Genomic DNA, 16,922 nt, shown 5'->3' with positions numbered 1-16,922 from the left:
GACGTGCACACCGCGGCGACAGGTTGCGACGCCGTCACCGACGAGCTCCTCGCGGAGCGCATGCCCGGAGCTCCGGGGCTCAGATGCCCACGAACGACCGCAGCGCGGCGGCTCGTTCGGTGCTCTCCCAGGTGAACTCGGGCAGCTCACGGCCGAAGTGGCCGTAGGCGGCCGTCCTGGAGTAGATCGGGCGCAGCAGGTCCAGATCGCGCACGATGGCGGCCGGGCGGAGGTCGAAGACCTCCTTGACGGCCTTCTCGATCAGCTCCGGGGCGACCTTCTCGGTACCGAAGGTCTCGATGAACACACCGACCGGGTGCGCCTTGCCGATGGCGTAGGCGACCTGGACCTCGGCACGCTCGGCGAGCTCCGCGGCGACGATGTTCTTGGCGACCCACCGGGTGGCGTAGGCGCCCGAGCGGTCCACCTTGGACGGGTCCTTGCCGGAGAAGGCGCCGCCGCCGTGGCGGGCGTAGCCACCGTAGGTGTCCACGATGATCTTGCGCCCGGTGAGGCCGGCGTCACCCATGGGGCCGCCGATCTCGAAGCGGCCGGTCGGGTTGACGAGCAGCCGGTAGTTGTCGGACTCCAGACCGAAGGCGGCCACGACCGGCTCGATCACGTGCTCGCGGATGTCCGGGGAGAGCATCTCCTCCAGGTTGATGTCCGCGGCGTGCTGGCTGGAGACCACGACGGTGTCGAGGCGGACCGGGGTCTGGCCGTCGTACTCGACCGTGACCTGGGTCTTGCCGTCGGGGCGCAGGTAGGGCACGGTGCCGTTGCGGCGGACCTCGGCCAGACGCTCCGAGAGCGAGTGCGCCAGCTTGATCGGCAGCGGCATCAGCTCGGGGGTCTCCCGGTTGGCGTAGCCGAACATCAGGCCCTGGTCGCCGGCGCCCTGGCGGTTCAGGACGTCGTCCTCGTTCTCGACGCGCGCCTCATAGGCGGTGTCGACACCCTGGGCGATGTCCGGGGACTGGGCGTCGATGGAGACGTTGACCCCGCAGGAGTCACCGTCGAACCCCTTGGCGGAGGAGTCGTATCCGATCTGGAGGATCTTCTCGCGCACGATGGCGGGGATGTCGACGTAGGTCTGGGTGGTGACCTCACCCGCGATGTGGACCTGACCGGTGGTGATCAGCGTCTCGACGGCGACCCGGCTGCGCGGGTCGTGGGTGAGCATCGCGTCGAGGATCGCGTCACTGATCTGGTCGGCCATCTTGTCGGGATGGCCTTCGGTGACCGACTCGGAGGTGAAAAGGCGGCGGGACACGTTGCGTGACTCCTTGCAGCGGCTGCTGGCTGACATGTGTCGGTGCGGGACTGCGCTCCGGCGGCCTGCCGGGGCGACCAATGCCGACCGACTCGGTTGGTTATCCGTCCACTGTAACTGGACTGGTGGGACAGGCGTCCCGGTGCCGGAAACGTCATTCGTCACGTGTCGGCACGGGTTCCCGTTGGAAGTGTGGCGTACTCAGCGGTAGGAATCCAGTCCTGGCACCGTCGTGGTTCGGACGCGGGCACCCGTACCGCATGTGGGCGGGGTCGCGGGAGGCGGAGGACAGCTACTCAGGAGAGGCGTTCGACGACCAGGTCCCACACCCGGTCGGCGAGGTCGTCCTTGGGCCCGGTCGGGATGTCCGTGGTCGAGCCGTCCGCACCGAGGACCACGGCCTGGTTGTCCTCGGTGCCGAACGCGCGCCCTCCCCCGACCTGGTTGACCACGAGGAGGTCGCAGCCCTTCCTCTCCAGCTTCGCACGGCCGTTGGCGACGACGTCGTCGGTCTCGGCGGCGAAACCGACGATGGTCTGTCCCGGCGCCTCGGCCTCGCGGGAGGCCACGAGGCCCGCGAGGATGTCCGGGTTCTCGACCAGCGCGATGGGTTCGGGGGCCGCGCCGGACTTCTTGATCTTGGAGGCCGCGCTCCTGACGGGCCTGAAGTCGGCCACGGCCGCGCTCATGACGACCGCGTCGGCGCCGCGCCTCTCGGCCTCCACGGCCTCGGCGAGTTCGACGGCCGAGCCGACCGGCACGACGCGGACCCCTGCGGGGTCGGGGAGGGCGACGTTGGCGGCGACGAGCGTGACGTCGGCGCCGCGCGCCGCGGCGGTGCGGGCCAGGGCGTACCCCTGTTTGCCGGAGGAGTGGTTGCCGAGGAACCGGACCGGGTCGATGGCCTCCCGGGTGCCCCCGGCGGAGACGACGACGCGTCGGCCGGCCAGGTCGGGGGCTGCGGCTCCGCGGCGCAGGACCAGCCGTGCGGCCTCGAACAGCTCGGAGGGCTCCGGGAGCCGCCCGCGTCCGGTGTCGGCTCCGGTGAGGCGCCCCACGGCCGGGTCGAGGACGACGGCGCCGCGAGCGCGCAGGGTGGCCACGTTCGCCCGGGTGGCGGGGTGCTCCCACATCTCGGTGTGCATCGCGGGGGCGAAGACCACGGGACAGCGCGCGGTGAGCAGCGTGTTGGTGAGGAGGTCGTCCGCCAGGCCCGCGGCGGCTCTGGCGAGGAGGTTGGCGGTGGCGGGGGCGACGAACACGAGGTCGGCCTCCTTGCCGATGCGCACGTGCGGGACCTCCTCGACCCCGTCCCACACCCCCGTGGTGACGGGCTGCCCGGACAGGGCCGCCCAGGTGGGCTCGCCGACGAAGCGGAGAGCTTCGGCGGTGGGCACGACCCGGACGCGGTGGCCGGACTCTGTCAGGAGGCGGAGCAGCTCGCACACCTTGTAGGCGGCGATGCCGCCGCCGACGCCGAGGACCACCCGGGGAACTCTCTGTGTCTCACTCACAGAAAGGAGTTCTACCAGGCCCGGTCCCGCCGGCTCACACGAGGGGCGCGCCGGCCCCGCGGACACCCGCGCCCTCCGCACGCCCGTCGGGGCGGTGGAGGGCTGCGTACGGGCCTCGTCGGCGCGCGGGGCGCGCCGGGTTCCGCCGCTCCGGCCGACCCGTGACCCGGGGCGTCCGCGGCGGAGGCGTGGATCAGGTGCCCTCGAAGGGCTCGGCGGTGAGCAGCCCGGACTTGACCTCGCGCAGGGCGATGGACAGGGACTTCTCCTGCACCTGGGTCTCGACCAGCGGGCCGACGTACTCCAGGAGGCCCTCGCCGAGCTGGGCGTAGTAGGCGTTGATCTGGCGGGCCCGCTTGGAGGCCATGGTGACCAGGCTGTACTTGCTGTCGACGAGCTGAAGCAGGTCGTCGATGGGCGGGTTGGTGATGCCTTCGGCGACGGGCTCGGTACCAGCCACTTCGTTACCCCCAGGGTAGGTCTCCGGCTCGTCGGAAGCCGTGACGTGATCGTTCGGGACGGGTTCGAGGATACGCGGCGCGGCCGGGCTGATCCCCGGCACGGGCGGACGCGGGCGGCCGGGGCCGTGGGCCCCGCCGCTATCACACCTTGGGCGCGTTGATCAACGCTAGCAGCTCGGAGCAGACTTCCCGCACGGAGGTGTTGACGAGCGTGGTGTCGAACTCCTTCTCCGCGGCGAGCTCGACCTTGGCGACCTCCAGCCGTCGCTGGATGACGTCGTCGGACTCGGTGCCCCGCCCGGTCAGGCGGCGCACGAGCTCCTCCCAGGAGGGCGGGGCGAGGAAGACGTGGTAGGCGTCGGGCATGGACTCGCGGATCTGTCGCGCGCCCTGGAGTTCGATCTCCAGCAGCACGGGGGCTCCGGCGGTGAGGCGGGCCTGGACGGGGCCGCGCGGGGTTCCGTAGCGGTTGCCGGCGAAGCGGGCCCACTCCAGGAGCTCGTCCTCGGCGACGAGGAGGTCGAACTCCTCGTCGGTGACGAAGTGGTACTGGACGCCGTCCCGCTCACCGGGGCGGGGTGCGCGGGTGGTCACCGACACCGAGAGCCACACGTCGGGGTGTTCGTGCCGAAGGTTGGCGACCACGGTGCTCTTCCCCACACCCGAGGGGCCGGACAGGACGATCAACCGCTTCTCGGCCGGACGGGACTCGGATGCGAGCTCAGGCATGTGTGTTCGGGGCTTCCCTTCGGGGCCTGTCCGCCGCGGGGCCGGAGGCCTTCGTGCGCGCTGCGGGACCTGGTGGGTCCGGGCGCGCCACCGTGCGGGCGGCTGCTGTGCGGGGTGTCCGCGAACGGTCGCGGGAAGGTTCATTTATACCACCGAGCCGCGGTGCGACGGACGGTTGTGACCTGGGGTCATCCGTCCACCGACCGCGGCTCGCGATGTGGCTTCACCGTGAGTCGGCCGCTGGTGCGGCGCGCTCTCCGCCGCGACTGTGGGGGACGCGGACGGGCCGGTGTACTGCTCTGTACTGCGGTACTGCTCCTACCGGGTGTTACTTGGTGAGGTCACCGAACTCGGCCTCAAGGGCCGCGCGCTGGTTGGTTCCCAGGCCGCGAACGCGGCGCGACTCAGCGATGTTGAGCCGCTCCATGATCTGCTTCGCACGGACCTTGCCGACACCGGGGAGGGATTCCAGCAGAGCCGAAACCTTCATCTTGCCGATGACGTCGTCCTTGAGGCCGTTGGCAAGCACCTCGGACAGCGAGATGCCGCCGTTCTTCAGCTTGTTCTTGACCTCCGCGCGCTCTTTTCTGGCCTTAGCGGCCTTCTCCAGAGCCGCGGTGCGCTGTTCAGGTGTGAGGGGAGGAAGGGCCACGCCGGGTCACCTCGGATTTCTACTCGTTTGTAGAGGGCGGACGCCTGCGCAAGTTAGTAGGTCTGACCCCTGTTAGGCAACGTAAAGTGCCCTTTCAGCGGCTATTTCATCGAACTAACTACATAGGGTTACCACTCAATTGCGGTCGGAGACGAAAGGCAGGACCTTGGTCCCGATTGTGCCGAGCATAAAGCGCTTCACCAGCGCAGGTCACAGAGGGGTGACCCGGGTCACTCTGGGCAGTCCGTTCCGAGTTTCGGACACACCTAATTGGTGACCGTCAGTGATCCATAACCGCGCGTGATGAGCTCGCTTCGTTGGTTCGTCCCCGGGATCCTTCGATCCCCTCGTCCCGCTCGCGGCGCCACCGCGGAAGGGGCTTCCGGGCACCGCGGTTTCGTTCGTCCACCCTCCTAGACGCGTGCCCCGGCGCGCCGCACGGCGGCCGCCACGGAGGCGGCCGCGGCCCCGGGGTCGGCGGCGCGCGTGATGGGACGGCCGATGACCAACAGGTCCGCCCCCGCCCGGATCGCCTCCTCCGGTGTCGCGACGCGCGACTGGTCGCCCCTGTCCGCCCCCGCCGGCCGCACGCCCGGTGTGATGAGGGTGATGTCCGGCCCCACCTCGGAGCGGACCAGGGCCACCTCCTGGGGCGAGCACACCAGAGCGCGTGCGCCGGCCCCCACCGCCAGCACCGACAGGCGCCGGACCGCGTCGCGGGCCGGACCGAGCAGTCCCACCTGCTCCAGGTCCGCCTCGTCCATGGACGTGAGCACCGTCACCGCCGCGATCCTGGTGTCCGGCGCCGCCTCCGCGGCCGCGCGGATCATGTCCGCTCCCCCGGAGGCGTGCACGGTGAGGATGGCCGGCCGCAGCCCGGCGACGCTGCGCGCGGCGCCCTCGACCGTGGCCGGGATGTCGTGGAGCTTGAGGTCGAGGAAGACCCCCACCCGGTTGGCCCCGCGCACCGCGCTGACCACCTCCGGGCCGTAGCGCAGGTACAGCTCCAGTCCCACTTTGACCGTGCTCACGTGGGGTGCGACGGCCGAGGCCCAGGTGGCAGCCGTCTCGATGTCCCTGGCGTCGATCGCGACGGCGATGGGCGCGGAAGGCGCGGTCATGTCGGTGTCTCCAATCGTGTGCCACCGGTTCCGTACCGGTGAGTGCAACATCCGTACGTGCTTACCGATGTGCTTACCGAAGCATCGGCCGATGCACGCTCACTGTCCTGTGCACACCATCAAGGTGTGCGATTCCCCGGATGAGTCGCTTCATGCGCCCATTCCGTGTCACTTCCCCGTAACGGCCATCCAGGCGGCCGTAGCCGGACGCTCCCCCCAGTGACGCCGTGTCACTCCAGGACGCGCCCGTTTGGTCGCACAGCGCCATCTCAACGCCGTTCAGGCCGGTCAGGGCCCTGGTGTGTCGTGTACCCGGCCTGTCACGCCCCGGCCCCCTGGCGGTGGGCCGCGCCCACCACGTCCGAGGCCCTCGCGTAGCCCCGCGCCTCCAGGGCCTCGCTGAACTCCCTGAGCACCCGTCGGCATGCCGACGGGTCGGAGAAGTTGGTCGTACCGACCGCCACGGCACTCGCCCCGGCCGCCATGAACTCCAGGACGTCGGTGCCCGTGCGGACCCCGCCCATCCCGATGAGGGGCACGCCGGGCAGCGCCTCGTGCACGCGGTAGACGCACCCCACCGCGAGCGGCTTGATCGCCGGACCGGAGAGCCCGCCCATCCCCCCGGCCACCGCGGGCCGCAGGGTGCGGGGGTCCACCGCCATGCCGCGCACGGTGTTGATCATGGACAGGCCGTCCGCACGCGCCTCCACGCACGCGGCCGCCAGCTCCACCACGTCGGGGACGTCGGCGGCCAGTTTGGCGAACACCGGCAGGTCCGAACGGGCGTGCGAGCGCACCGTCTGCACCACCGCCGCCGCGTGGGCGGCGTCGTCGGCGAAGCGGTGCCCGGACGGGGCCGCCGGGTCGGGGCAGGAGAGGTTCACCTCGATGGCGCCGACGCCGTCGGCTGCGGATATCCGCCTGGCGAGCTCACCGAACTCGCCCACCCCCGCGCCCGCGATGGACACGATGGCCCGGCCGCCGCGGGACAGCAGCCAGGGCAGGTCCCGTTGGAGGAACACGTCCACCCCCGGGCCCTGCATGCCCGTGGTGCTGAGCATGCCGCTGGGTGTCTCGGCCATACGGGGAGCGGGCCGCCCCGCGTGGGGCTCCAGCATCACCGACTTGGTCGTCACCGCGCCGATCGACGCGATGTCGAAGAACTGGGACAGTTCACGGCCGGAGCCGGCGCATCCGGCGGCGGTCACCACGGGGTTGGGCAGGTCCATGCCGCCCACCCGGGTCCTGAGGTCTGCGTTCACGTGCCTTCGCTCGGTCGTGTGTGTGTCGCCGCCCGGGTCAGGCGATGTCGCGTGCCGACTCGGCGGTGCGGGCGGCGCTGGAGCCCTTCCACCCCGGTGCGCCCAGGGCGTCGAAGGGGATGGTCCCCACGTCGTCGAAGCGCACCTGCTCGCCGCGGAAGACCGGGCCGTCCACGCAGGAGCGCACCATACGCGTGATGCCGTCCCCCCCGATCACGGGGATCACGCAGGTCATGCAGATCCCCGTGCCGCAGGCCATGGTCTCCTCCACCGCCACCTGGACGGGGACGCCGTGGCTGCCCGCCACGGCGGTGACGGCGCGCAGCATGGGCATGGGGCCGCAGGCGTACACGGCGTCGGACCGGCACTCCTCGATCACGCGGCCCAGGACGTCGGTGACCCGGCCCCTGGTGCCGAACGAGCCGTCGTCGGTGGTGAAGGCCGCGGTCTCGGCGATGCGGCGGGCCGTGATGGCGCTGAACACCCGGTCGGACGAGGCCGCGCCGAGCACGAAGTCCACCCGGCAGCCGCGCCTGCGCAGCGACTGGGCGAGCGGGAACAGCGGGGCGCTGCCCGATCCGCCTCCCACGAGCACGCAGTTGACGGGTTCTCGGGGCAGCGGGAACGGCCGGCCCAGGGGGCCCACCACGTCCAGCAGGTCGCGCGTCCTGCGCTCGGCCAGCCAGGCGGTGCCGGTGCCGCGCACGGAGAACAGGAACTCGACGGTGCCGCCGTAGTCGGGTTTGACGTCGTGGATGGCGAAGGGGCGGCGCAGCAGTGTGCTGGAGTGGTCTCCACCGATCGCCACCGACACGAACTGGCCCGAGCGGAACCGCTCGGCTATCCCCGGGGCGACGACGGTGATGGCGTAGTAGGCGTCCACCCTGCGCACGTTCAGCACGGGGCATCTGACCTGCACCGGTCCGGTGTCGCTCATGGTGTCGGGGAAGCCTCTCTCACCTCGGGGGCGCGGGCGCCGCGGCGCTCGCGCACTGCTGCCGGCCCCGCCCGGAGGCGGAGCGGCCCTGTCCCTACAGCCTAGGCCGTTCGGTGGGCGTGCCCCGCTCCGCGCCCACCGCCCCGCCCCCGTGACGTGGTACCGGCCCCGGATCCGGCGGCGCGCGCCGCCGGGGCCGGGAGGACCCGGGGCGTGGTCGAGGGGACTCCGGGGCCGGCCCGTCCAAAGGCGCGGACGGGCCGGCGTACCGGTCTAGCCCCGGCTCGCGTCGAGGGCCCGTGCGTGCTCCTGGAGGGAGCGCACCCCGATGTCGCCGCGCACCCGTGCCTCGATCGCCTGTACGGCCGCGGCGAGGCCCTGCACGGTGGTGACGCTCAGCACGCCGCGCACCACGGCGGCGGTGCGGATCTCGTAGCCGTCCAGACGGGGCCCGGCCTGCCCGGCACTGCCGAACGGGGTGTTGACGATGAGGTCGACGCCTCCGTCGTGGATGAGCTGCACGATGGTGCGCTCCCCGTTGGGGCCGGGGCCCTCGCTGTGCTTGCGCACAACGGTGGCGCGCACGCCGTTGCGGCGCAGCACCACGGCGGTGCCCTCGGTCGCGAGGATCTCGAAGCCGAGGTCCGCGAGCCGCTTGACCGGGAAGATCATCGAGCGCTTGTCGCGGTTGGCCACGGACACGAACACCGTGCCCTGGGTGGGCAGGGAGCCGTTGACGGCCAGCTGCGACTTGGCGTAGGCGGCGCCGAACTCGACGTCCAGACCCATGACCTCGCCGGTGGAGCGCATCTCGGGGCCGAGGATGGTGTCGACGCCCTCGCCCTCCTTGTCGATGAACCGGTTGAAGGGCAGCACGGCCTCCTTGACCGACACCGGGGCGTCGGCGGGCAGGTCTCCGCCGTCGCCGGTGGCGGGCAGCATGCCCTCGGCGCGCAGGTCCGCGATGGACGTGCCGGCCATGACCCGGGCGGCGGCCTTGGCGAGCGGCACCGCGGTGGCCTTGGACACGAACGGCACGGTGCGGGAGGCGCGCGGGTTGGCCTCCAGCACGTTGAGCACGCCGGAGGCGAGCGCGTACTGGACGTTGATCAGGCCGCGTACACCGGTGCCGCGGGCGATCGCCTCGGTGGAGTAGCGGATGCGCTCGATGTCCTCCCGGCCCAGGGTGATCGAGGGCAGGGTGCACGCGGAGTCGCCGGAGTGGATGCCGGCCTCCTCGATGTGCTCCATGATGCCGCCCAGGTACAGGTCGGTTCCGTCATAGATCGCGTCGACGTCGATCTCGATGGCGTCGTCCAGGAAGCGGTCGATGAGCACCGGGTGCTCGGGGCTGACCTGGGCGTTGCGCTTGATGTAGTCGGCGAGCATCGTCTCGCTGTAGACGATCTCCATGCCCCGGCCGCCCAGCACGTAGGAGGGGCGGACCATGACGGGGTAGCCGATCTCGTCCGCCGCGGACTTGGCCTCGGCGAAGGAGTAGGCGGTGCCGTACTTGGGCGCGGGCAGTCCGGCGTCGGCCAGGACCTTGCCGAACTCGCCGCGGTCCTCGGCCAGGTCGATGGCCTCGGGGCTGGTGCCGATGATGGGCACCCCGTTCTCCTTCAGGCGGCGGGCCAGCCCGAGCGGGGTCTGGCCGCCCAGCTGGACGATGACCCCGGTGACCGTGCCGGTGAGCTGTTCGGCGCGGACGACCTCCAGCACGTCCTCCAGGGTGAGCGGCTCGAAGTAGAGCCGGTCGCTGGTGTCGTAGTCGGTGGAGACGGTCTCGGGGTTGCAGTTGACCATGACGGTCTCGTACCCCGCGTCGGAGAGCGCGAAGGAGGCGTGGACGCAGGAGTAGTCGAACTCGACGCCCTGGCCGATGCGGTTGGGCCCCGATCCCAGGATGATGATCTTGGGCTTGTCGCCGCCGGGGACCTCGGTCTCCTCGTCGTAGCTGGAGTACAGGTACGGCGTCCGGGCGGCGAACTCGGCGGCGCAGGTGTCCACGGTCAGGTAGACGGGGTGGATGCCGAGGGCGTGGCGGAGTTCGCGGACGACGTCCTCGCTCCTGCCGGTGATCTCACCGATCTGGACGTCGGAGAACCCGAGGCCCTTGGCGGCGCGGAGCAGGTCGGCGTCGAGCTTGGGCGCGTCGGCGAGGACGCGGGCCGTCTCCTCCAGGCGGAGCATCTGGTCCAGGAACCACGGGTCGATCTTCGTGGACTCGTGGATCTCCTCGACGGTGGCCCCGGCGCGGAAGGCCTGCTGGACCTGGCGGAGCCGGTGCTCGGTGGGGACCGCGGCCTGGCGGAGGAGCTCGTCCTTGTCGCCGGGGCGGCCCGCCCAGGTCAGCCCCACGCCGGCCTTCTCCAGGGAGCGCATGGCCTTCTGGAGGGCTTCGGGGAAGGACCGGCCGATGGCCATGGCCTCGCCCACCGACTTCATCGTGGTGGTGAGGCCGGGGTCGGCGCCGGGGAACTTCTCGAAGGCGAACCGGGGGACCTTGACGACCACGTAGTCGAGCGTGGGCTCGAAACTGGCCGGGGTCTCCTTGGTGATGTCGTTGGGGATCTCGTCGAGGGTGTAGCCGACGGCGAGCTTGGCGGCGATCTTGGCGATCGGGAAGCCGGTGGCCTTGGAGGCCAGGGCGGAGGACCGCGAGACCCGGGGGTTCATCTCGATGACGATGACCCTGCCGGTGGTGGGGTGGACGGCGAACTGGATGTTGCACCCGCCGGTGTCCACCCCGACCTCGCGGATGACCGCGATGCCGATGTCGCGGAGCTTCTGGTACTCGCGGTCTGTGAGGGTCATGGCGGGGGCGACGGTGATCGAGTCGCCGGTGTGCACGCCCATGGGGTCGAGGTTCTCGATGGAGCAGACCACCACGACGTTGTCGTTGGTGTCGCGCATCAGCTCGAGCTCGTACTCCTTCCAGCCGAGGATGGACTCCTCCAGGAGCACCTCGGTGGTCGGGGAGAGCGTGAGGCCCTGTCCGGCGATGCGGCGCAGTTCGGTCGCGTTGTGGGCGAAGCCGGATCCCGCGCCGCCCATGGTGAAGGAGGGGCGCACGACGACCGGGTAGCTCAGCTCCTCGGCGGCGTCCAGGCACTCCTGGAGGGTGTGGCAGATGCGCGAGCGGGCGGACTCGCCGCCGATGCGCTCGACGATGCGCTTGAAGCTCTCGCGGTCCTCGCCGGACTGGATGGCGTCGATGTTGGCGCCGATGAGCTCGACGCCGTACTTGTCCAGGATGCCCGCCTCGTGCAGGGAGACGGCGGCGTTGAGCGCGGTCTGCCCGCCCAGGGTGGGCAGGAGCGCGTCGGGGCGCTCCTTGGCGATGATCTTCTCGATCATCTCGGTGGTGATCGGCTCGACGTACGTGGCGTCGGCGATCTCGGGGTCGGTCATGATCGTGGCCGGGTTGGAGTTGACCAGGATGACCCGCAGGCCCTCGGCCCGCAGAACACGGCAGGCCTGGGTGCCCGAGTAGTCGAACTCGGCCGCCTGCCCGATCACGATCGGGCCGGAACCGACCACGAGGACGGATGAAAGATCACTACGGCGCGGCATGCTCTTGTTCCTCTAACTACTTGGCAGCCGGAGCGGGCTGGGCGTCGGACAACAGGGTGACGAACTCGTCGAAGAGCTCGGCGGCGTCGTGGGGGCCCGCGGCGGCCTCCGGGTGGAACTGGACGCTGAACACGGGTCGGTCCAGCAGCCGCAGGCCCTCGACGACCTGGTCGTTGAGGCCGATGTGGCTGACCTCGGCCCGGCCGTAGGGGGTGTCGAAGGGGGTGTCGAGCGGTGCGTCCACGGCGAAGCCGTGGTTCTGGCTGGTGATGGCGACCTTGCTGGTGCGGGTGTCGATCACCGGCTGGTTGATGCCGCGGTGGCCGAAGGGCAGCTTGTAGGTGCCCAGTCCCAGGGAGCGCCCCAGGATCTGGTTGCCGAAGCAGATGCCGAAGAGCGGCTTGCCCGCGTCCAGGACGCCGCGCATGGCCTCGACGGGGCCGTCGGCGGTGGCGGGGTCGCCGGGGCCGTTGCTGAAGAAGACGCCGTCCGGGGCCAGGGCGAGGATGTCCTCGGCGGTGGCCGAGGAGGGCAGGACGGTGACCCGGCAGCCGCGCTCGGCGAGGCGCTGGGGGGTCATGGCCTTGATGCCGAGGTCGACGGCGGCGACGTGGAAGCGGGTCGGGACGCCCTCGGGGGGCAGGACCTCGTAGGCGGCGTCCGTGCTGACCTCGGCGGCCAGGTCGGCTCCCGCCATGCGGGGCTGCTCCAGGACGCGGGCGAGCAGCGCCTCCGGGTCGGTCTCGACGGTGCTGACGGCGGCGCGCATGGCGCCCCGGTCCCGCAGGTGGCGGGTGAGGGCGCGGGTGCCGGTGAGGGCGATGCCGACCACGCCCTGGCGGCGCAGCTCCTCGTCCAGGGTGCGCTGGGCCCTCCAGTTGGAGGGGATGCGCGCGGGCTCGCGGACGACGTAGCCGGCGACCCAGATGCGGCCGGACTCGGGGTCGTCGTCGTTGACGCCGGTGTTGCCGATGTGCGGGGCGGTCATCACCACGATCTGCCGGTGGTAGGACGGGTCGGTGAGCGTCTCCTGGTACCCGGTCATGCCGGTGTTGAAGACGGCCTCGCCGAAGGTCTCGCCGGTGGCGCCGAAGGATCGGCCGTGGAACACCCGGCCGTCCTCGAGTACCAGGATCGCCGGCCCGCCGTTTTCCTCGGACACGTTTGCCCCCTCTGCCGCTCCAGGACCGGCCTGGGCGTTCGCTGCTGTCACTGCCGTGTTCACTTGATCTTGCCTTCCAGGACGGTGGGGGTGCCGCGCAGGAACGTGGCGCGGACCCGGCCCGGCAGGGTCATCCCCCGGAAGGGGGTGTTGCTGCTCTTGGTCGCCATCGCCGCGCCGTCCACCGCGACGGGGTCGGCCGGGTCGTACAGGACGACGTTGGCGGGCTCCCCCACCGCGAGGTCGCGACCGTGTCCTCCGACGCGGCCGATGCGGGCCGGTGCCGCGGACATGCGGTCGGCGACCTGGGCCCAGGTGAGCAGGCCGGTGTCGACCATCGTGCGCTGCACGACCGCCAACGCGGTCTCCAGTCCGACCATGCCCATTGCGGCGGTCGACCACTCGGTCTCCTTCGCCTCCCTGGGGTGGGGCGCGTGGTCGGTGGCGACGATGTCGATGGTCCCGTCGGCCAGGCCCTCGCGCAGGGCCTCCACGTCCTCCGCGGTGCGCAGGGGCGGGTTGACCTTGTAGATCGGGTCGTAGCTCTCCACCAGCTCGTCGGTGAGGAGCAGGTGGTGGGGGGTGACCTCCGCGGTCACGTCGCAGCCGCGGGCCTTGGCCCAGCGGATGATGTCGACCGAGCCCCTGGTGGAGACGTGGCACACGTGCAGGCGGGAGCCGACGTGCTGGGCGAGCAGGCAGTCGCGGGCGATGATCGCCTCCTCCGCGACGGCGGGCCAGCCGGGCAGGCCGAGCCGGTCGGAGACACGGCCCTCGTTCATCTGGGCGCCCTGGGTGAGCCGGGGCTCCTGGGCGTGTTGGGCGACGACACCGTCGAAGGCCTTGACGTACTCCAGGGCGCGGCGCATGAGCAGGGCGTCGGAGACGCAGATGCCGTCGTCGGAGAAGACGCGCACCCGGGCGGCCGAGTCGGCCATCGCGCCGATCTCGGAGAGCTGTTCCCCGGCCAGTCCGACGGTGACGGCCCCGACGGGGCGCACGTCGCAGTACCCCGCCTCGCGGCCCAGTCGCCAGACCTGCTCGACGACGCCCGCGGTGTCGGCGACGGGGTCGGTGTTGGCCATGGCGTGGACGGCTGTGTAGCCGCCCGCCGCGGCGGAGCGGGAGCCGGAGGCGACGGTCTCCGCGTCCTCGCGGCCGGGCTCGCGCAGGTGGGTGTGCAGGTCGACCAGGCCGGGCAGGGCGATCAGGCCGGTCGCGTCGACGAGGACGGCGCCCTCGGGGGCGTCCAGGTCCGGGCCGATCGCGGTGATCAGGCCGTCGGCCATGAGGATGTCGACGGGGTCTTCGCCGAGCGGGCGGGCGCCGCGGATCAGGTGCGGTCCGTTGGTGTCGGGCATCGCGGTGGTGACTTCCTCGTGTTCTCAGGTGGAGGCGTGGTTGGCGCGGGCGCCGGGGGACGGGCGCTCACCGCGCGGGACGGTTTCGGGCTCCGCCGGGGGGGTTCCCGGCCCTGTGGGCTCAGGACCCCGGGGCGGGGCGCGGTCTAGGAGCCGCCGAGCAGCAGGTAGAGGACGGCCATGCGCAGGCTGACGCCGTTGGCGACCTGTTCGGTGACGGTGCACCGCGGAGAGTCGGCGACCTCGGCCGCGATCTCCATGCCGCGGACCATCGGCCCGGGGTGCATGACGATGGCGTTCTCGGGCATCCGGGCCAGGCGTTCGCCGTCCAGGCCGTAGTTGCGGCTGTACTCGCGCACGGACGGGAAGAACGAGTCGCGCATGCGCTCGGCCTGCACGCGCAGCATCATCACCACGTCGGACTTGGGCAGGACGTCGTCGAGGTCGTAGGAGACCTCGCACGTCCAGGTGTGCACCGAGACGGGCAGCAGGGTGGGCGGGGCGACCAGGGTGACGTGGGCGCCCAGGGTGGTGAGCAGCAGGACGTTGGAACGGGCCACGCGGCTGTGCAGGATGTCGCCGACGATGGCCACGCGCAGGCCGTCCAGGCGCCCGAGCCGGTCGCGCATCGTGTACGCATCCAGCAGGGCCTGGGTGGGGTGTTCGTGGGTGCCGTCGCCCGCGTTGAGGACGGAGCCGTCCACCCAGTTGGCGAGGCGGTGGGCGGCGCCGGAGGCACTGTGGCGGATCACGACGGCGTCGGCGCCCATGGCCTGGAGGGTCAGCGCGGTGTCCTTGAGGCTCTCGCCCTTGGAGACGCTGGAGCCCTTGGCCGAGAAGTTGATGACGTCGGCGGACAGGCGCTTGGCGGCGAGCTCGAAGGAGGTGCGGGTGCGCGTGGAGTCCTCGTAGAAGAGGTTGACCACGGTGCGTCCGCGCAGTGTGGGGAGCTTCTTGACGGAGCGGTCGCCGACCTGGGCGAGCTCCGCGGCGGTGTCCAGGATGAGGGTGGCCTCGTCCAGGGTGAGGTCTCCGGTGGAGAGCAGGTGGCGCATCAGGCGTTTTCCTCGGTGGTGCCGGGGCGCGGTCCGAAGGCCCCGGGGCGGAGGGCTCCGTCGCGGGCGGTGGCGGATGCCGGGCGGGAGGGGCCGAGCAGCACCGCGTCGTGCCCGTCGGTCTCCTCCAGGCGCACGGTGACGTTCTCACGCAGGGACGTGGGCAGGTTCTTGCCCACGTAGTCGGCGCGGATGGGCAGTTCGCGGTGGCCCCGGTCGACGAGGACGGCGAGCTGGACCGCCCGGGGCCTTCCCAGGTCGCCGAGGGCGTCGAGGGCGGCGCGCACGGTGCGGCCGGAGAAGAGGACGTCGTCCACGAGGACGATGACGCGGTCGTCGAGTCCGCCGTTGGGGATCTCGGTCCTGCCGAGGGCTCGCACGGGAGCCGAGCGCAGGTCGTCGCGGTACATCGTGATGTCGAGTGAGCCGACGGGGACGGAGAGGTCCTCGACGCGTTCGATGCGCTGCGCCAGGCGCCGGGCGAGCGGGACCCCGCGGGAGGGGATGCCCAGGAGGGTGACGTCCTGACCGCCCTTGGTGCGTTCGAGCACCTCGTGGGCGATGCGGGTCAGCGCCCGGTTGATCTCGTTGCCGTCGAGGACGGCGCGGGTGCCCTCGTGTGCCTCGGGGGACGGCTCGGGGTCGCCCCCGGCGTCACTTTTCGTTGGTTTTTGAACACGCAAAGTGGTGACCCCTTCCCTGCCTCACAGAACAGGTCGTTAAAGGATGTCGATCGGGCCCACGCTACCAGCGACGATCGCGGCCCCCCGAGGGGCCGCCCGAGGCCGAAGGCATGGAATGTGACTCTCGTCACACAGCGAGGGAGTCCCCAACCACTCAAGAGTAGCCATATCGCCACTCAGTGGATACGACCACAGAATGGTTGAAAGGTGAAATTCCCTGCAGGAACGGGCTTTGTGGCCCTTCGCAGTGACCCACTCGACCCGATCCGTCCGGACATGAGAGGAGTCTCACTTACGCACGGTTTGGCCACCGATTAGTCGCGTTTCACACCAACGGCTTGACCTGGGGGGCAGACCGCCCTACCGTCACTGTCTGTAACCACTATCGGGTGGGGTTGCACCCCGTGACCATCCGCTGAGCCGTACAGACGGCTCGCCGAGTACGAGCGGACGTCCCCCCACCTCGCCAGCCACCGTCACGGCCGGGAGCGACAAGAACATGCCATCCGAATACGCCAAGTCCCTCGGTGCGCGACTGCGCGCCATCCGCACCCAGCAGGGCCTGTCCCTGCACGGGGTGGAAGAGAAGTCCCACGGACGCTGGAAGGCCGTCGTGGTCGGCTCCTACGAGCGCGGCGACCGCGCCGTCACCGTCCAGAAGCTGGCCGAGCTGGCCGACTTCTACGGGGTCCCCATGTCGGAGCTGCTGCCGGGCGGCGCCGCGCCGACCCCCCTGGGCCCGACACCCAAGCTGGTGATCGACCTGGAGCGCATGCAGCAGCTCCCCCAGGAGAAGGCAGGCCCCCTCTCCCGCTACGTCGCCACCATCCAGAGCCAGCGCGGCGACTACAACGGGCGCGTGCTGTCCATCCGCCAGGAGGACCTGCGTTCACTCGCGGTCATCTACGACAAGTCGCCCGGCGACCTCACCGAGGAGCTGATCAACTGGGGCGTCCTGGACCCGGAGGCGCGCCGCGCTGTCGACGCCTTCTAGGAGACGCAGGAACCCGGAGGTCGCACCCGCTCGACGAGAACCGGCGCCCCTCCCGGGGGGCCCGGTGATGTAAAATTGGGGCCCCCAGAGTGTTAGAAACCCGTTGGGGTAGGTGGTCGTCGAGCCGCCGGGCCATGCGTTG

At 71.1% G+C, this 16,922-nt stretch carries 14 protein-coding genes; 1 reads left to right on the top strand and 13 read right to left on the bottom strand.

The window, feature by feature from the left end; translation table 11 throughout:
* Positions 1-79: 79 nt before the first annotated feature.
* The 13 genes from metK to pyrR all read right to left on the bottom strand — a co-directional run bounded on the left by metK (position 80) and on the right by pyrR (position 15,786).
* Positions 80-1,273: a methionine adenosyltransferase gene (metK, locus tag ACFWTE_RS27300; RefSeq protein ID WP_378782780.1), complete on the bottom strand. Its 1,194-nt coding sequence runs from the start codon at positions 1,271-1,273 to the stop codon at positions 80-82.
* A 296-nt stretch (positions 1,274-1,569) separates the two neighbouring features.
* The gene (gene coaBC / locus ACFWTE_RS27295; RefSeq protein WP_378782781.1) at positions 1,570-2,760 is read right to left on the bottom strand and encodes a bifunctional phosphopantothenoylcysteine decarboxylase/phosphopantothenate--cysteine ligase CoaBC; all 1,191 of its coding nucleotides are present in this window, start codon (positions 2,758-2,760) and stop codon (positions 1,570-1,572) included.
* A 220-nt stretch (positions 2,761-2,980) separates the two neighbouring features.
* Complete coding sequence (gene rpoZ / locus ACFWTE_RS27290; protein WP_378782779.1) at positions 2,981-3,247, bottom strand: DNA-directed RNA polymerase subunit omega; 267 nt, start codon at positions 3,245-3,247, stop codon at positions 2,981-2,983.
* Between the two features lie 142 nt (positions 3,248-3,389).
* Positions 3,390-3,977 carry a guanylate kinase gene (gmk, locus tag ACFWTE_RS27285; protein ID WP_378782778.1) on the bottom strand — a complete coding sequence of 196 codons (588 nt, stop codon included), beginning with the start codon at positions 3,975-3,977 and terminating at the stop codon, positions 3,390-3,392.
* Positions 3,978-4,305: 328 nt separating this feature from the next.
* On the bottom strand, positions 4,306-4,629 hold the full coding sequence (mihF, locus tag ACFWTE_RS27280; protein ID WP_267948916.1) for an integration host factor, actinobacterial type: 324 nt from the start codon (positions 4,627-4,629) through the stop codon (positions 4,306-4,308).
* Between the two features lie 413 nt (positions 4,630-5,042).
* Entirely contained in the window at positions 5,043-5,750 is a 708-nt protein-coding gene (gene pyrF / locus ACFWTE_RS27275) for an orotidine-5'-phosphate decarboxylase (RefSeq protein WP_378782777.1), read from the bottom strand.
* 320 nt (positions 5,751-6,070) lie between these two features.
* Entirely contained in the window at positions 6,071-7,012 is a 942-nt protein-coding gene (locus tag ACFWTE_RS27270; protein WP_378782776.1) for a dihydroorotate dehydrogenase, read from the bottom strand.
* Positions 7,013-7,049: 37 nt separating this feature from the next.
* Positions 7,050-7,949, bottom strand: a complete 900-nt coding sequence (locus ACFWTE_RS27265; protein WP_378782775.1) for a dihydroorotate dehydrogenase electron transfer subunit — start codon at positions 7,947-7,949, stop codon at positions 7,050-7,052.
* A 273-nt stretch (positions 7,950-8,222) separates the two neighbouring features.
* On the bottom strand, positions 8,223-11,525 hold the full coding sequence (carB, locus tag ACFWTE_RS27260; RefSeq protein WP_378782774.1) for a carbamoyl-phosphate synthase large subunit: 3,303 nt from the start codon (positions 11,523-11,525) through the stop codon (positions 8,223-8,225).
* 16 nt (positions 11,526-11,541) lie between these two features.
* On the bottom strand, positions 11,542-12,687 hold the full coding sequence (gene carA, locus ACFWTE_RS27255; protein WP_378782773.1) for a glutamine-hydrolyzing carbamoyl-phosphate synthase small subunit: 1,146 nt from the start codon (positions 12,685-12,687) through the stop codon (positions 11,542-11,544).
* 59 nt (positions 12,688-12,746) lie between these two features.
* Positions 12,747-14,048, bottom strand: a complete 1,302-nt coding sequence (locus tag ACFWTE_RS27250; protein ID WP_378782772.1) for a dihydroorotase — start codon at positions 14,046-14,048, stop codon at positions 12,747-12,749.
* Between the two features lie 146 nt (positions 14,049-14,194).
* Complete coding sequence (locus tag ACFWTE_RS27245) at positions 14,195-15,103, bottom strand: aspartate carbamoyltransferase catalytic subunit (RefSeq protein WP_378782771.1); 909 nt, start codon at positions 15,101-15,103, stop codon at positions 14,195-14,197.
* Positions 15,103-15,786 (bottom strand): bifunctional pyr operon transcriptional regulator/uracil phosphoribosyltransferase PyrR, encoded by a 684-nt coding sequence (pyrR, locus tag ACFWTE_RS27240; protein WP_378782770.1) that lies wholly within the window; start codon positions 15,784-15,786, stop codon positions 15,103-15,105. The genes ACFWTE_RS27245 and pyrR overlap by 1 nt, the downstream gene beginning before the upstream one ends.
* Positions 15,787-16,285: 499 nt before the next feature.
* On the opposite strand from pyrR, the gene ACFWTE_RS27235 reads away from it, so the two are divergent.
* Positions 16,286-16,780, top strand: a complete 495-nt coding sequence (locus tag ACFWTE_RS27235; protein ID WP_013154123.1) for a transcriptional regulator — start codon at positions 16,286-16,288, stop codon at positions 16,778-16,780.
* The last annotated feature ends 142 nt before the right edge of the window (positions 16,781-16,922 follow it).

It is taken from the genome of Nocardiopsis sp. NPDC058631 (assembly GCF_042716955.1).
Lineage (GTDB): Bacteria > Actinomycetota > Actinomycetes > Streptosporangiales > Streptosporangiaceae > Nocardiopsis.
The sequence above is the reverse complement of the archived record's forward strand: the minus strand, read 5'-3'. Positions and strand labels throughout refer to the sequence as shown.

Bases quoted from the DNA above. Each gene is read 5' to 3' on its own strand.
- pyrF (WP_378782777.1), bottom strand. From the start codon at position 5,750: ATGACCGCGCCTTCCGCGCCCATCGCCGTCGCGATCGACGCCAGGGAC.
- ACFWTE_RS27235 (WP_013154123.1), top strand. From the start codon at position 16,286: ATGCCATCCGAATACGCCAAGTCCCTCGGTGCGCGACTGCGCGCCATC.
- ACFWTE_RS27245 (WP_378782771.1), bottom strand. From the start codon at position 15,103: ATGCGCCACCTGCTCTCCACCGGAGACCTCACCCTGGACGAGGCCACC.
- ACFWTE_RS27250 (WP_378782772.1), bottom strand. From the start codon at position 14,048: ATGCCCGACACCAACGGACCGCACCTGATCCGCGGCGCCCGCCCGCTC.
- gmk (WP_378782778.1), bottom strand. From the start codon at position 3,977: ATGCCTGAGCTCGCATCCGAGTCCCGTCCGGCCGAGAAGCGGTTGATC.
- ACFWTE_RS27265 (WP_378782775.1), bottom strand. From the start codon at position 7,949: ATGAGCGACACCGGACCGGTGCAGGTCAGATGCCCCGTGCTGAACGTG.
- carB (WP_378782774.1), bottom strand. From the start codon at position 11,525: ATGCCGCGCCGTAGTGATCTTTCATCCGTCCTCGTGGTCGGTTCCGGC.